Origin of the sequence: Agrobacterium leguminum, assembly GCF_015704895.1 — a bacterium.
Lineage (GTDB): Bacteria > Pseudomonadota > Alphaproteobacteria > Rhizobiales > Rhizobiaceae > Agrobacterium > Agrobacterium leguminum.
The window spans coordinates 12,263-26,187 of record NZ_JADQWB010000028.1 but is presented as its reverse complement, the minus strand read 5'-3'; the positions used below and the strand labels follow the sequence as shown (position 1 = coordinate 26,187).

Here is a 13,925-nt window from a genome sequence, read left to right as displayed (position 1 = left end):
TTTCCATGCGCCAAGATATCACCCTCATTCCTGTGCTTGTCACAGGAATCCAGTCGACGCGCGTCCGCGCGGCGGAAAGAGTTCTTTCAGCCCAAAGACTTGGGCTGGCTGGATCCCTGTGACAAGCACAGGGATGAGGGAAGGAGCACGTCGCAAAAACTACGCTTTTATTAGATGCGTGCGGCTACCGGTGCACGGCCAGTCGGGGAATATCGCGCAGGAAGGCATCGCGCACGGCGGGGCCGAGCGGCTCGTCGGACGGTTTGTCGGAAACGCGCAGTCTTGCGAAGACGATGTGCTGGCCTTCGCGCTCCGCCCAGCCGACGAACCAGCCGAAGGGGCGGTTGCGGTCGGGATTGCCCTTTTCGTCACGCATGTAGCCCGTGCCGGTCTTGCCATGCACGCTCCAGCTTTCCGGCGCATCGAAGACCGGCACGATTGCCCTGGTCTTGGCCTGCGCATCGCGCGAGACCGGCAGATTGCCGGCCAGAAGGCGGCGGAGAAAGCCGACCTGTTCCACCGGCGAGACCGTCAGCGACGATCCGAGCCAGGAATGGGTCAGGCCGTTGTTCTTGCCCGGCTCACCGGAAACATCGGCATTGCCGTAACCGAGCCGCTTCACATAGGCGGCGAATTTTTCCGGACCGAGGCGGCGGGTGATTTCACGCGAATACCACAGCACCGAATCCTGCTCCCATATCGAGGGATCGACCGTCTTGCGGTCGGAGGCGCGCGCTTCCGTGCCGGGTTTCCAGTCCCAGGCGGGCGTCTTTTCATCCTGAAGAATGCCGGCGTCGTAACCGATCAGCGCCAGCGGCACCTTGAAGGTGGAGGCCGGCGCCACGCGCTGGTCGCAGGCGCCCTGCTGGTTGATGATGGCGCCGGTCTCGATGGAGGTAACCAGCGTGCATTCGAAGGCCTGGGGCTGTTGCTGGGCGTCAGCGGAAAACGGCAGGAGCCCCGGAAGGGCGAGGCATGAAAGAACGATGGCGGGCAGCCGGTAGCGCATGCGTTTTGATGTCCCTCGTCCGCTTTTGCGGATCATTTGCCGGAATGGCCGGAAGTTGTCTTTGATTTCAGACAAGTCGTACCCCGAAACCGTGACACGCTTTCGGGCGACACTGCCTTAAGGGAACGATGGGGCAGGAATAGGACCAAAACGAAAATCGACGTTTTCCGTCACATCCGCTCCTTTTCGCCCGCCTTCTCGCCGACCGTCTCACCCACTGTCAGGGGCCAGTCGACCACATAATCCTCGAAGTCGTCAACATCCACATCGGCCTCGCTGACGGTGCGGCCGCGGGCGGATATGCCGGCCTGATGCACCGTTTCCGTATCGCCGGAAACGAGATAGTGCCACCAGTAGAGATCCTTGCCGTCGCGCACCAGCGCATAGGCGCAGGTGGGCGGCAGCCAGCCGATCTCATGCACCTTCTTCAGGTCGAGCTGGATACAGTCCGGCACGGTGGCGCGGCGGTTTTCGTAATCGGAGCATCGACAGCTCTCGCCGTCGAGCAGCACGCAGCGAACCGAGGTGAACACCACTTCGCCGGTGTCCCAGTCCTCCAGCTTGTTCAGACAGCACAGGCCGCAGCCGTCGCAGAGGCTTTCCCATTCCTCGCCGGTCATCTCGGTCAGCGATTTGGTTTTCCAGAACGGCGCGTCATTCATCGTTAACATTTCCGTTTCATTTTGATCTCTTGGACGGGAGTGTTTAACCGGTCCCTAATCCTTTATATCGTATCGCCAAGGGCTGGTTTGTACGATATTTTAGCATATTGGCAGGCGGCAGAGGGGTCATTGGCCCGCGAAAGGCCGCCGCGTCAAGCACTTCCGACATAACCATGCCACGGTTTTGCGTCGGGAATGGGTTGAAGCGTAGAATATCAGGCAGACATATCGATGGCAGCGTTGCGTTGAACAGGAAAACATCGCCAGGTGCAGGAAGAAAAAGACGATAAAAAAGGCCGTAAAAAACGGCACATCCTGCTCCGGATCGATAGCTTCATCGACTCCGGCCTGTGGACGGCTGCGGCAAGGCTGGTGGATTTCTGGGAAGACGTCACCATCGCCTCGCGCAAGCTGCATGTGCGCGGCTGGAAGAAGCTTCTCGTCAACCTCACCTGCGACGCGCTGACCTTCGGAACGGCGGGGTCCGTCGTGCTTCTGGCGCTCGCCATGCCCGCCTTCGAGGAAACCAAGAAGGACTGGCGTTATCGCGGCGATTTCGCCGTCACCTTCCTCGATCGCTACGGCAATACCATCGGCCATCGCGGCATCATTCATGAGGATTCCGTCCCGATCGACCAGATGCCGGATCATTTCATCAAGGCGGTGCTGGCGACCGAAGACCGGCGTTTCTTCGACCATTTCGGCATCGATTTCATCGGCCTTGCCCGCGCCATGAGCGAAAACGCCCGCGCCGGCGGCGTGGTGCAGGGCGGCTCGACGCTGACGCAGCAGCTCGCCAAGAACCTGTTCCTCACCAATGAGCGCTCGCTGGAACGCAAGATCAAGGAAGCCTTCCTCGCGCTGTGGCTCGAGACCAACATGTCGAAGAAGGAAATCCTCAGCCTTTATCTCGACCGCGCCTATATGGGCGGCGGCACCTTCGGGGCGGCGGCGGCGGCGCAATTTTATTTCGGCAAGAACCTGACCGATGTGACATTGGCCGAATCCGCCATTCTGGCCGGCCTGTTCAAGGCGCCGGCCAAATATGCGCCGCATGTCAACCTGCCCGCAGCCCGCGCCCGCGCCAACACCGTGCTTTCCAACCTGGTGCAGAGCGGGTTGATGACCGAGGGTCAGGTCATCGGCGCGCGGCGCAACCCGGCCACCGTCATCGACCGCGCCGATGTGAAGGCGCCGGATTACTTCCTCGACTGGGCTTTCGACGAAGTGCAGCGGCTGGCCGCCGAGGGCAAGTTCAAGGACCACACCGTGGTCGTGCGAACCACCATCGATACCGGCCTGCAGCAGGCGGCCGAACAGGCGATGGAAATGGGCCTGCGCGAATTCGGCGAAGGTTACCGCGTCAAGCAGGGCGCGATGGTGATGATCGAGAACGGCGGCGGCGTGCGCGCCATGGTCGGCGGGCGCGACTATGGCGAAAGCCAGTTCAACCGCGCCACGGCGGCGCTGCGCCAGCCGGGTTCCTCCTTCAAGGTCTATACCTACTCGGCCGCCATGGAAAAGGGCATGAAGCCGGAGACGCTGATCTCCGACGCGCCGGTGACCTGGCGCGGCTGGTCGCCGCAGAATTACGGCCGCTCCTATGCCGGCAAGGTGACGCTGCAGATGGCGCTCGCCAAGTCCTACAACACCGTGCCCGTGCGTCTTGCCAAGGACGTGCTCGGCACGCAGGTCATCGTCGATACCGCCAAGGCCATGGGTGTCGCCACGCCGCTGCGCAGCGACAAGACCATTCCGCTCGGCACATCGGAAGTGACGGTTCTCGATCAGGCCACCGCCTATGCCGTTTTCCCGGCCGACGGCATGCAGTCGCGCCGCCACGGCATCGAGCAGGTGCTGGATTACGAGGGCAATGTTCTCTACGATTTCAGCCACAACGAAGCGCCCGCCAAACGGGTGCTTTCCGAAGACGCCAATTCGAAGATGAACCAGATGCTGGTGACCATCCCGGTCATGGGCACGGCCCGGCGCGGCGCGCTGGATAACGGCATCGTTTCCGGCGGCAAGACCGGTACCTCGCAGGCCTATCGCGATGCGTGGTATGTGGGTTTCACCGGCAATTACACCACGGCCGTCTGGTTCGGGAACGACGATTTCACGCCGATGAACAACATGACCGGCGGCGCGCTTCCGGCCATGGCCTTCAAGCGGCTGATGGACTACGCCCATCAGGGCATGGAGCTGCGCCCTATTCCCGGCATCCAGAACCCGCTGCCGACAGGCGCGCGCCCGCAACCTTCGGCGGAAGTGGCGGCCGCAGCCGCCAGCACCCCCGCTTTGCCGGCGCTCACCCGCCCACGCTCGCTCTCGGCCGAGGCAACGCGTGTGATCCGCTCCATCGCCAAGAAGATGAAAGACGCTTCGGCGCTCAGCGTGACGACGCAGAAGGTGGCGGATGCGTCGTTGCGGGAAGGCGCGGAGGATGCGGCGCGGCGGTGAGGTGTGGGGCATTGCCTGAAGATTCTGTCGGAGTGTGTGGCTCACCCCCCTCTGCCCTGCCGGGCATCTCCCCCACAAGGAGGGAGATCGGCAAGACGCTTTACAACCACTTCAATCTCAAACGTTGAGATGGGCGAGACATAGCCTCGGGTCGATCTCCCCCCTTGTGGGGGAGATGTCCGGCAGGACAGAGGGGGGTAAGCGTCACGCTCCCCGTCTCTACAATCGGAAAACCGCGACCCCGCCTGGCGCAAGATGCTTTACGGCATCGGGATCAACACCCCCCTCGCCGTCTCCACCACATGCGACGTCAACACCCCCAGCCGCTCCGCCGCGAGCCGGTTGACCTGCCAGTAAAGCGGAATATCGAGCGGCGTGCCGGGAACGACCTCCACCAGCCTCCCCGTCTTGAGGTGATCCCCCACAAGCTGCACCGGATTGAGCCCCCAGCCCATGCCGGAAAGGCTTGCCTTCACGAAACCGTCGGTCGAGGGCAGCCAGTGGGTGGGATAGGCGATATCCTCGCCCAGCACCTTCCTGACCCAGCTCGCCTGCAGCCTGTCCTTCTGGTTGAAGGTGAGCCCCGGGGCGCGGGCAAGGGCGGCGGGCGTGACGCCCCCGGCGAAATGGCGGGCCATGAAATCCGGGCTGGCGGTGGCATGATAGCGCAGCACGCCGAGGGCCAGGACCCGGCAGCCCTGCACAGGCTTGGCATGGGCGGTGACGGCGGCGAGCACCCTGCCGCCGCGCAGCCATTCCACCGTGTGGTCCTGATCGTCCACCGCGATATTGACGAGATAATCGCTGCCGCCGGTGAATTTCGAAACCGCATCCAGAAACCATGTGCCGAGACTGTCGGCGTTTGTGGCGATGTTGAGCGTCACGCGCTCCTGCGCTGCGCCCGCTTCCGCCAGCGCCGGAAGCTGTCGGAACAATTCGCTTTCCAGCATGCCGACATGATCCATGTGACGGCAGAGCCATTCGCCCTTTTCCGTCGCCACGCAGGGGTTGCCGCGCACGATCAGCACCACGCCCAGCCGCTCCTCCAGTTGCTTGATGCGCTGGGAGACGGCCGACGGCGTGACGCACAGCACCTGCGCCGCCTTTTCGAAACTGCCGGTTTGAGCAACGAGCGCCACGGCCCGCATGGAGGGATAGTCGAGCATTATGATACCCGCTTTGAAGGCTGGTTTCGACACAGCACATGCAAGGGCTCGGACCATCGGCAGCGATCCTCCCTGCCCTCATTCCTGTGCTTGTCACAGGAATCCAGTCGACGCACATCTGTGCGGCGGAAGAGCCTTTTCAGCCCAAGGACTTGGGCTGGCTGGATTCCTGTGACGAGCACAGGAATGAGGGTGGAGAGATGGCAACGTCGCGGAAAATCGAGAGGTTGAAGAGAGAAGTGCGACATTAGCTCAGCTTATCCGGATTGAGTTTATTTAACTGGATTAAACTATCTGGCGGAAATATCCAAGCACTCGGTCCGGAAGCAACGCCTTCGGCCATTCCACAGGGACAGAGGCAGGGGCCGCGACGCGCATGGACATCCAGATCTTCTTCACCGGCCTGACGATGGGCCTCAGCCTCATCGTTGCCATCGGCGCGCAGAATGCCTTCGTTCTGAAGCAGGGGCTGGCGCGCTCGCATGTGTTTGCCGTCTGCGCCACCTGCGCCATTGCCGATGCGCTGTTGATTACCGTCGGGGTTTTCGGTTTTCAGCGGATCAGCGCCATCATGCCGGCGCTCGATCCCATAATGCGTTATGCGGGGGCTGCCTTCCTCATCTGGTATGGCGCCAAAAGCCTGCATTCGGCGCTGCGCTCCTCCGAGGCGCTTTCGGTAGCGGAGCGACAGGAGGCGAGCCTGTGGCAGACGCTGGCCATCTGCCTTGCGCTGACCTTTCTCAATCCGCATGTCTATCTCGATACCGTCGTGCTGCTCGGCACCATTTCCACGCAGTTTCCCGGCTTCGAAAAAACCTTCGCAGCGGGCGCGGCCACCGGCTCGCTGGTGTTCTTCTTTTCACTGGGTTACGGCGCGCGCTGGCTGCGGCCGATCTTCGAAAAACCCTCCGCCTGGCGCATTCTCGAAGGCGTCATCGCCGTCACCATGTGGGCCATCGCCTTCAAGCTTGTCATGGGCGCCTAAAGCGGCGGCGTATCCCCCTCTCCGATATCCCAATAGAGCCCGGCCATAAGGGTAAGCGCCTCGCGGGCGATCTCCTTCGGCAAATGTTCGTTCGGCGCATGCTGCGAGCAGCCGGGATAGGAATGCGGCACCCAGATGGTGCGCAGTTTGAGGATATCGGCAAAGATATCGTTGGGCAGCGAACCGCCGAGATTGGGCAGAAGCGCCGGTTTTCTGCCCGTTGTGCGCGCAATGGAGCGCAGCGTGAAATCCACCCATGGATCCTGCGGATCGAGCCGGGTGGCGCGGAAAATCTCGTCGCCGGCAGGCGCGATTTCCACCATGGCGAAACCCTGCCGGTCGAGGTGACGCCGCACGGCGGGCAGAACCGCTTGCGGATCGATACCGACGACGAAGCGCAATTGCAGCCGCGCCCATGCCCGTGGCGGAATGGCGTTGACCGGCGCACGCGGATTGCCGGTCTCGAAAGCCAGCACTTCCAGCGCACACCAGCCGAAAACCCGCTCAGCGGTGGAAAGGCCGGGCTCGCCCCAGTCCGGATCGATCTTCGGACCGTCCGGCCCGCCATCGATTTCACAATCGGCAAGGGCCTCACGCACCGCTTTCGGCAACTCATCCGGCACCAGTTCCGGCACGCGGATCTGGCCGGTCGGGCCGACGAGACTTGCGACGGCATGGGCCAGCTGCACGCCGGGATTGGAGAGCGCGCCGCCCCAATTGCCGGAATGATGGCCGCCCTCACGCGCCTCGATCACCAGATCGAAGGTGATGCCGCCGCGCGCGCCGAGAAAAACCGTCGGCCGTTCCGCATTCAGGCGCGGGCCGTCGGAGGCGATCAGAAGATCGGCTTTCAGCCGCTCGCCATGGTTCCGGCAAATCTCCCTCAGGCCGGGGGAGCCCCTCTCCTCGCCCATCTCGATCAGATATTTGGCGTTGAAACCAAGTCTGCCGCGTGTCTCGAGCACGGCTTTCAGCGCCGCCATATTGACCGAATGCTGCCCCTTATTGTCGGCGGTGCCGCGCCCATACCACCTGCCATTGCGCTCAGCCATCACAAAGGGCGAAAGCCCCTCGGCCCAGCCCTCGTCCTGACCGCGCACCACATCCCCGTGGCCGTATCCCAGCACGGTCGGCAGCGTGTCGCCTTCGAAACGCTCGGCGATCAGAAACGGCAAATTCGCCGTCGGGTCACGCAGGATGGTGCAGGAGAAACCCATGGCGGCGAAAGCAGGCAGCATTTCCTGTTCCAAATAAAGCGTTAGCTCCTCGCCCTGCTCTTCATTCTGGCTTTCGGTCCGTCGCAAAACGCGTCGCGACAAATCCCGCTCGAAGCTGCCATCGTCGAAACAGGCGGCGGCACGGTCGATTGCGGATTGTCGCGACATGATGGAATATCCCCGGTTGTGATCATTTTCACGGAGAGTAAACAAGCCGCGCCATTTTCCAAACAGGGAATCAGTGATAGTCCTCGACCTGTTCATAAACGGGAAAACAGCGTGTTCCGAGTTCCATTCCTTGTCGGCATCGCCCTTCTGATCGCCTTTGGCGGCGGTATTGCCGCGACGCTGGCAGCCCTTGAGGCGACATCCGGCTTTGGATCGATCCGCATCGGCTCCTGGGATGCCTTTCCCGAAGCGCAGACGATCGAGGCCGATCCTTACGCCAAATCGCACCGCGCCGACGCCGGCAAGCTCCTTTACGGAACCGCGGAAGGGCTGGCTTTTACCGCCTCCGTCGACAGCGATGGGCAACGCCTGAGCGGCGAATGCCGCTACCGGCTGGCCGGCGCCGTGCCGCCTGCACGGTTCTGGACGATCTACACCGCCGACCAGCAGGGCAATGTGCTGGCGGAAGATGCGGGGCGGCCCTTCGCGCTGAATTCCCGTACGCTTTTGCGCAGCGCCGATGGCGGCATCGATATCACCATCGCCGCTGACGCCCAGACTTATAACTGGCTGTCGGTGCCGCAGGGCCAGACCTTCAGGCTGGTCATGACCCTGCTCGACACGCCCGTCGCGGGCAGTTCCGGCCTGATCGATATTTCCATGCCGCAAATCCGCAAGCTGGGGTGTGGCAATGCTTAGGGTCCTGCTCGCCATCCTCACCGGTCTCGTCGGCGCAGCCGTGCTGCATGTCATCATTCTTCTGGCGATACCGCATTTCAGCAATCGCGACGCCTATACGCGCGCGGTGGCGGAAGGAAAGCCGCATCAGTTTCATCTGCTCGAAGAGACGACGGAGAAAAAGACGCTTGGCAGCGGCGATCCCTTCATGCGGGTCGCGGTCTGCACCTTCGATATCGAGGACAAGCCGGTCAGGCTCACCGCCATCGGGGCCGTGCCCTTCTGGTCGGTCGCGGTTTACGACAAGGCCTCGAATGAGGTTTTCAGCATGAATGACCGCACATCCGCCGGCGGGGTGATGGATATTCTGGTGGCGGATGCGGTGCAGATCGCCGCCATCCGCAAGGCGCAGCCACCCGCGCTTTCGCAGGCCATTCTGGCGGAATCGGATCAGACGGAAGGATATGTTGTGTTGCGGACCATGGTGCCGCAGCCGAGTTTCGGCGAAGAGGCGGAACGGTTCCTGAACGAGGCGAAATGCCAGCCGACGGCGTGGAAATAACGTCGGTTATTCTCTGTAGTCAGGATTTGAGGGCGGTTTCCGCTGCGGATTTGCCCTTGCGCGCGACTTTGCCGGTCGGCTCGGTATCGCGTTTTTCATAGCGCACGCCGGTAAACAGCACGACTTTCGCCGGGCCGATCACCGTTGCCACCGCGCCGGCAGGGCGCAGGCTTCGTCGGGCGTCGCCGATTGGAATAATCTCTGCCATGCTCATCTCCTCTTCGGGACATGATTGTCAATGTTGCCCATGGGAACCGCGCAAGCCTCGTCTTGCGTCGGGAATTTCATCACCATCACATTGCGCATAGGCCAGTCCACAGACTGGTTTTCGCACGATCCAAAAATCCAAAGCGATTCTCATAAGGGGATCGTGCGCAGATTCAGGCTTCGCATGCCATTTTTGCATTTATTCCGTCGATAAGAATAACATGGAATCCTAATACTGCCCATGAAATTACAAACAGACAGAGGTTAATGATCCGTTAACCTTAATTGCCGGACCCCAACTTATTCCGGCGGGAGCCGCACCCCTTGAAAACAAAGGCGATGCGGTAAAGTTCCACGGCTTTTCGTCCGTCATCAAGGTTTTAAAATTTCCTTGTTGATAGAGGCGGATTCTCTCTTGCCACCCCCCATAGTTAACAGGACGTCAACGCATTTGCTCTAATTTGAGCCGATATTGTGTTTGCGTTTGTTGGGTAGTGCGTTGACCGACCGGTTTCGAGAACTTGAGAGGCCAAGAGCCGTGAGGAAGAAAGATGTGGTGCTGATGGCCACCGTGACGAATTTCGAGAATGTCTCCCATCCGTCAAAAACGGACCTTCGGCAGTTCGCCGAACTTTTCATGCCGCTTTTCAACGCCTCCACCGATGAAGCCAAGCGGGAGGCCATTGCCGCGCTCTCCCAGCATCCGAGCGTGCCTTCGGCTGTCGCCTTCTTCATCGCCTGCCAGCCGATTTCGCTTGCGGCGCCCTTCCTCATCTCCTCCAAATGCCTCGATGACGACACGCTGATCACCATTGCCCGCACGCAAGGGGCGGCGCATGCGCGCGCCATCGTGCGCCGCGAGGACCTCTCCCCCACCGTCATCGATGCGCTTGTCGGGCTGCGTCACGCCGAAGATCTGAAGCGGCCGGATGGGGAGACGACGGCTGCCGAACCGCAGGCGGCGGAAAGCCCCGAAGAGCCGAAAGCGGAAGAAAAGACGGACACCATCGCCGCCGCTTCCGCGCTCGAAGAGGAAATGCGCCAGCGAATCAAGCAGATGGCGCATCACCTGAACCGCCCGGAAAGCGACGTTCTCGGCCTTCGCCGGTTGAGCGAGGTGCAGGAAGCGCTGCTGGTGCGTTTCGCCCGCGAGCGCAATGCCCGGCAATTCGCGGTGGCGCTGGCGGATTCTCTCTCCTCCAGCTACTGGCTGTCGGAGCGCATCATGCTCGATATATCAGGCGCGCAGCTGGCAACGACGCTGACAGGCCTTGGCATGGAATTTTCCGAGGCGGCTTTCGTGCTGCAATGTTTCTATCCGCATCTTTCCGCCGCCGAAGGCGATATGAGCCGTGCCGAAGCCCTGCTCGACCGTCTCGACATCGTGGAATGCGAAGAGCGGCTGGAGAGCTGGCGGCGGGCCGACAGCTATACGCATGGCCGCGAACGGCCGGGCCACAGCGCACCGGCTGCGCAGAGAACCGGGACGCAAGGGTAAGCGCGGCTGGCCTTGCACCTTCACGGATTGAAGAAGCGGGCCATTGCCGGACGATTCTAAGCCTTGGGCTGATCCACCAGCGTCAGCAGAGTCCCGATCTCATCTGTTTCGATCTCCACTACCCACAGGTCGCTGTCGAAGCGTCGTTCCCTCTCAAGAAGAGCGGCGCTTTCCTCGCCATCCGCACCGGCAAGGCGCGTTTCGAAACGGCGCTCGGCGCGGATGTCCTCGTCATCGGCAAAGCTCTGCGGCGCGGGTCCGTAGAGATTTTCGCGGCCATCGCGCAGGCGCTGACGAATGAAAATCGCCCCCGCCTCCTCCGCCCCCTTCTTTTCGACAGCCGCAAATCCGCCGGCGGCGAAAACGCGGCGGATGAGGGCTGAGACGAACATTTCGGATTTGAGGCGCATGGGGGTGCTTTCGATGGAAACGGTGGGCGTGCTTCTCAATGTTGATTTTAGGCGGACGAAGGTGCGTGGGGCTTACCCCCCTCTGCCCTGCCGGGCATCTCCCCCTCAAGGGGGGAGATCGATCTGTGGCAATGTCTCGCCCATCTCAACGTTTGAGAATGGAGCCGCGAAAGAGCCTCTTGCCGATCTCCCCCTTGAGGGGGAGATGCCCGGCAGGGCAGAGGGGGGTAAGCCCCACGCACCTTCGCCCGCTGTCAAAATCTAAAGCGCACCAATCGACTTCAGCTTCTTCAACACGGCCTCGCTCGGCTCACCGGTTTCCGGCAGGCGATAGTGCTTCTCAAACGCGCGGATGGCGTTGCGGGTCTGCTGGCCGGCCACGCCGTCCACCTTCACGTCGGCATAGGCGATATTGATCAGCCCCTGCTGGATCTTGGCGATCAGATCGCGGCTTGCCGGTTTGGCCGCGCTGTTGAGAGAGGCTGGTTCGGCCTTCGGGCGCGGCGCTTCCGCCTTGCGGATGGCGGCGGCCACGGGGTCGATCTCGACGCCGCCGCTGGTATCGGCTGGCCGGTCCCTGGGGATCGCGGCAACCGTCGCGCCGTCTATCCTGAGCGCCGCCAGCACGCGGGTTGTCGGCTCGCCGGTCTGTTCCATGCCGAGCGTTTCTTCAAAGAACATGATGGCGGCGGCGGTGCGTGGGCCCATGCGGCCATCCGCCTCGCCTTCGTAAAGCCCGCGTTTCTTCAGTTCGGCCTGAATATCGGCAACGATCTGCTGCGGCTTCTGGTTTTCGGCAACGGGTTGCGCCGGCGTTTCGGCCGCCGGCTGCTGCGCGTTTTGCGTCTCCGCCGGTCGTTCTATGCGGAAGGTGGTGACATTACCCTGCGTGCCGAGCGGCTCGGCCGGGCGATAACCGGCGATGCCGTTCGGGTTTTCCGCATCGCGCGTGCGCAGGAAAGGCGACGGGTGCACGCCCGGCTGATACCAGAGCGCATTGGCGGCGACAAAACCGAAGACGACCGCGAAGGCGCCGCAACTGCCGACCAGTTTCGGATGGCGCAGGATTTCGCGCCCGATGGCCGAAACCACCAAGGAAACAATCCCGGCGCCAATCTGGGCCGTTGTTTTCTTAGGCGATTTTCGCTTTCGCGGGGCCATCGTCACCATCCTTTTTCATCATTGCGGCCATATCGCCGAGCTGCCGGATGCGCGGCGGAAATTCCACCATGCTTTCGGCTTCGGCGCTTTCGCCGCCACCCGCCATGCCCGAACCGTCGGCAGGCAGGGTGATCGTTACGACCGTTCCCTCGCCGGGCTTGCTGGCGATGGCGAAAGTGCCGCCATGCAGTGCCACAAGCCCCTTGACGAGGGACAATCCCAGACCCGTGCCCTCATAGCGACGGGTATATTCATTCTGAACCTGCATGAAAGGCTGGCCCAGGAGTTCGATCTTGTCGGAAGCGATGCCGATGCCGGTATCGCTCACCGTCAGCTTCAGCATCGCACCCTCACGCGCGGCGTCGATCGACACCACACCACCGGCATCGGTGAATTTTATGGCGTTGCCGGCAAGATTGATCAGAACCTGCCGGATGGCGCGCTGATCCGCCGAGATTTCGCCGATACCGCGCTGGATGCGGCTGGTCAAAGTCAGGCCTTTTTCCTTCGCCTGCAGGCCGAGCATAGCCTCGCAGGACGAGATGGTTTCGGCAATCGGGAAGCTTTCCATCATCAGCTCGTAACGGCCGGCTTCCAGCTTGCTCATATCGAGCATGGTGTTGACGACAGAGAGAAGATGGGCGCCGGACTGGCGGATCAGGCCGACATATTCCCGCTGGCGGTCGTTCTCCAGCCGGCCGAAATATTCGCCGGCCAGAATATCGGAAAAACCGAGGACGGCGTTGAGCGGCGTGCGCAACTCGTGGCTGACGGCAGCGAGAAAGCGGGATTTCGCATCATTGGCCGATTCCGCCTCGGCCGCCTTGCGGGCGACATCGCGGCGCAGGCGTTCCATCTCGGTGACATCGGAAAGCTGGGCGACGATGCGGCGTAGCCGGCCGCTGGCGCTGCGGATAGCCGTCATCTCGATACGCGCATGCATGAACTGCGCCTGACGCGACTTTGCACCGGTCTCGAAGCGGAGTTCAGCGGTTGCCCTGTCCTCGCCCTGCCGCAGCAGGTCGAAAGCCTGCATCAATTCGATACGGTCCGAGACATAGACATATTCAACGAGGGCATGGTCCTTGCTGGCCTGCAGATCGGCCGGGAAGGTCGTAAGATCGCGGCCGGAGACGTGTTCGACGAAGCCGGTATCACCGATCATGAGCACGAGGCCCGGCACCTGCGTAGCGGCGATCAGGTCGTTATCGCCAGACGAGGCGGAAAAGGAGGATGCACCGCGCGCGGGACGCGAAAAGGCAATCAACAATGCTGCGGCGGCCAGAAACAGCGCCAGCACCAGGGCAGCGCCGATGGGCAGCGCGATGGCGGGGCTGAAAACGAGGCTGAAGAGGGCTGGTACCACCAGAAGTCCGACGGCGCTGAAGGCGATCAGCCGGCGCAGGCGCGCAACGGTTTCGGCGCGCCTTTCGGCGTCCTCTTCCATGCGCGCAAGCCATCTGCCTGCGGCATGGTCGACCAATGCGACCGCTTTTTCTCTCATATTACGCAATACCAACACCGAATCCCTGAGGCGGTTCTAACGGCTCCGACAATAGAAGGCGGCGGCTTAAGGAATGGATAAAAAGAATGGCCTCAAAGGCCCGTCAAATGCCTCGCAGTCCCATTACGGGGCATTTCTTCGAAGCTTTGCCAATCATGGTTAATGACGGGTAAGCGACGGATTTCGCTTCATTTTTGCCATCGCGTTAACTTTTGTGGCAAAGCTTTGCGCCGCTTTC

General features: G+C 61.9%; 13 protein-coding genes. 5 read left to right on the top strand and 8 right to left on the bottom strand.

The features are described from left to right. Window positions 1-184: 184 nt before the first annotated feature. Together blaOXA and I3J13_RS24425 are read right to left on the bottom strand one after the other, a co-directional pair. Window positions 185-1,009, bottom strand: a complete 825-nt coding sequence (gene blaOXA, locus I3J13_RS24430; RefSeq protein WP_020811374.1) for a class D beta-lactamase — start codon at window positions 1,007-1,009, stop codon at window positions 185-187. Between the two features lie 170 nt (window positions 1,010-1,179). Further along, a complete protein-coding gene (locus I3J13_RS24425; protein ID WP_142778903.1) occupies window positions 1,180-1,671 on the bottom strand; it encodes a YcgN family cysteine cluster protein in 492 nt (163 codons plus the stop codon). Between the two features lie 267 nt (window positions 1,672-1,938). On the opposite strand from I3J13_RS24425, the gene I3J13_RS24420 reads away from it, so the two are divergent. Further along, the gene (locus I3J13_RS24420; protein WP_196380538.1) at window positions 1,939-4,131 is read left to right on the top strand and encodes a transglycosylase domain-containing protein; all 2,193 of its coding nucleotides are present in this window, start codon (window positions 1,939-1,941) and stop codon (window positions 4,129-4,131) included. Window positions 4,132-4,391: 260 nt separating this feature from the next. Here the strand turns inward: I3J13_RS24420 and I3J13_RS24415 are convergent, their stop codons facing one another. Further along, window positions 4,392-5,297, bottom strand: a complete 906-nt coding sequence (locus tag I3J13_RS24415) for a LysR family transcriptional regulator ArgP (RefSeq protein WP_196380537.1) — start codon at window positions 5,295-5,297, stop codon at window positions 4,392-4,394. Between the two features lie 376 nt (window positions 5,298-5,673). Here I3J13_RS24415 and I3J13_RS24410 point away from each other — a divergent pair, with 376 nt between their 5' ends. Beyond that, window positions 5,674-6,282: a LysE/ArgO family amino acid transporter gene (locus tag I3J13_RS24410; RefSeq protein WP_059753851.1), complete on the top strand. Its 609-nt coding sequence runs from the start codon at window positions 5,674-5,676 to the stop codon at window positions 6,280-6,282. On the opposite strand, the gene I3J13_RS24405 is transcribed toward I3J13_RS24410, so the two are convergent. Further along, entirely contained in the window at window positions 6,279-7,667 is a 1,389-nt protein-coding gene (locus I3J13_RS24405) for a M20 family metallopeptidase (protein ID WP_196380536.1), read from the bottom strand. The two genes, I3J13_RS24410 and I3J13_RS24405, sit on opposite strands and share 4 nt — an antisense overlap. A gap of 111 nt (window positions 7,668-7,778) precedes the next feature. Here I3J13_RS24405 and I3J13_RS24400 point away from each other — a divergent pair, with 111 nt between their 5' ends. Next, window positions 7,779-8,366, top strand: coding sequence for a DUF1214 domain-containing protein (locus tag I3J13_RS24400; RefSeq protein ID WP_003522305.1), 588 nt, complete (start codon window positions 7,779-7,781; stop codon window positions 8,364-8,366). Next, window positions 8,359-8,907: a DUF1254 domain-containing protein gene (locus I3J13_RS24395; protein WP_035261158.1), complete on the top strand. Its 549-nt coding sequence runs from the start codon at window positions 8,359-8,361 to the stop codon at window positions 8,905-8,907. Before I3J13_RS24400 ends, I3J13_RS24395 begins: the two co-directional genes overlap by 8 nt. A 19-nt stretch (window positions 8,908-8,926) precedes the next feature. Here I3J13_RS24395 and I3J13_RS24390 read toward each other — a convergent pair whose 3' ends face one another. After that, complete coding sequence (locus tag I3J13_RS24390; RefSeq protein ID WP_035261156.1) at window positions 8,927-9,115, bottom strand: hypothetical protein; 189 nt, start codon at window positions 9,113-9,115, stop codon at window positions 8,927-8,929. A 561-nt stretch (window positions 9,116-9,676) separates the two neighbouring features. On the opposite strand from I3J13_RS24390, the gene I3J13_RS24385 reads away from it, so the two are divergent. After that, complete coding sequence (locus I3J13_RS24385; protein ID WP_206696303.1) at window positions 9,677-10,612, top strand: DUF2336 domain-containing protein; 936 nt, start codon at window positions 9,677-9,679, stop codon at window positions 10,610-10,612. A 56-nt stretch (window positions 10,613-10,668) separates the two neighbouring features. Here I3J13_RS24385 and I3J13_RS24380 read toward each other — a convergent pair whose 3' ends face one another. The 3 genes from I3J13_RS24380 to I3J13_RS24370 all read right to left on the bottom strand — a co-directional run bounded on the left by I3J13_RS24380 (window position 10,669) and on the right by I3J13_RS24370 (window position 13,687). Then, entirely contained in the window at window positions 10,669-11,022 is a 354-nt protein-coding gene (locus I3J13_RS24380; protein WP_059753859.1) for a DUF1491 family protein, read from the bottom strand. 261 nt (window positions 11,023-11,283) lie between these two features. Then, window positions 11,284-12,183 carry a peptidoglycan-binding domain-containing protein gene (locus I3J13_RS24375; RefSeq protein WP_162935910.1) on the bottom strand — a complete coding sequence of 300 codons (900 nt, stop codon included), beginning with the start codon at window positions 12,181-12,183 and terminating at the stop codon, window positions 11,284-11,286. Beyond that, complete coding sequence (locus tag I3J13_RS24370; protein WP_196380553.1) at window positions 12,155-13,687, bottom strand: sensor histidine kinase; 1,533 nt, start codon at window positions 13,685-13,687, stop codon at window positions 12,155-12,157. Before I3J13_RS24370 ends, I3J13_RS24375 begins: the two co-directional genes overlap by 29 nt. Between the last annotated feature and the right edge of the window lie 238 nt (window positions 13,688-13,925).

Coding starts and splice junctions, on each gene's coding strand:
- blaOXA (WP_020811374.1), bottom strand. CDS start 1,009: ATGCGCTACCGGCTGCCCGCCATCGTTCTTTCATGCCTCGCCCTTCCG.
- I3J13_RS24425 (WP_142778903.1), bottom strand. CDS start 1,671: ATGAATGACGCGCCGTTCTGGAAAACCAAATCGCTGACCGAGATGACC.
- I3J13_RS24415 (WP_196380537.1), bottom strand. CDS start 5,297: ATGCTCGACTATCCCTCCATGCGGGCCGTGGCGCTCGTTGCTCAAACC.
- I3J13_RS24410 (WP_059753851.1), top strand. CDS start 5,674: ATGGACATCCAGATCTTCTTCACCGGCCTGACGATGGGCCTCAGCCTC.
- I3J13_RS24405 (WP_196380536.1), bottom strand. CDS start 7,667: ATGTCGCGACAATCCGCAATCGACCGTGCCGCCGCCTGTTTCGACGAT.
- I3J13_RS24395 (WP_035261158.1), top strand. CDS start 8,359: ATGCTTAGGGTCCTGCTCGCCATCCTCACCGGTCTCGTCGGCGCAGCC.
- I3J13_RS24390 (WP_035261156.1), bottom strand. CDS start 9,115: ATGGCAGAGATTATTCCAATCGGCGACGCCCGACGAAGCCTGCGCCCT.
- I3J13_RS24385 (WP_206696303.1), top strand. CDS start 9,677: ATGGCCACCGTGACGAATTTCGAGAATGTCTCCCATCCGTCAAAAACG.
- I3J13_RS24380 (WP_059753859.1), bottom strand. CDS start 11,022: ATGCGCCTCAAATCCGAAATGTTCGTCTCAGCCCTCATCCGCCGCGTT.
- I3J13_RS24375 (WP_162935910.1), bottom strand. CDS start 12,183: ATGGCCCCGCGAAAGCGAAAATCGCCTAAGAAAACAACGGCCCAGATT.
- I3J13_RS24370 (WP_196380553.1), bottom strand. CDS start 13,687: ATGAGAGAAAAAGCGGTCGCATTGGTCGACCATGCCGCAGGCAGATGG.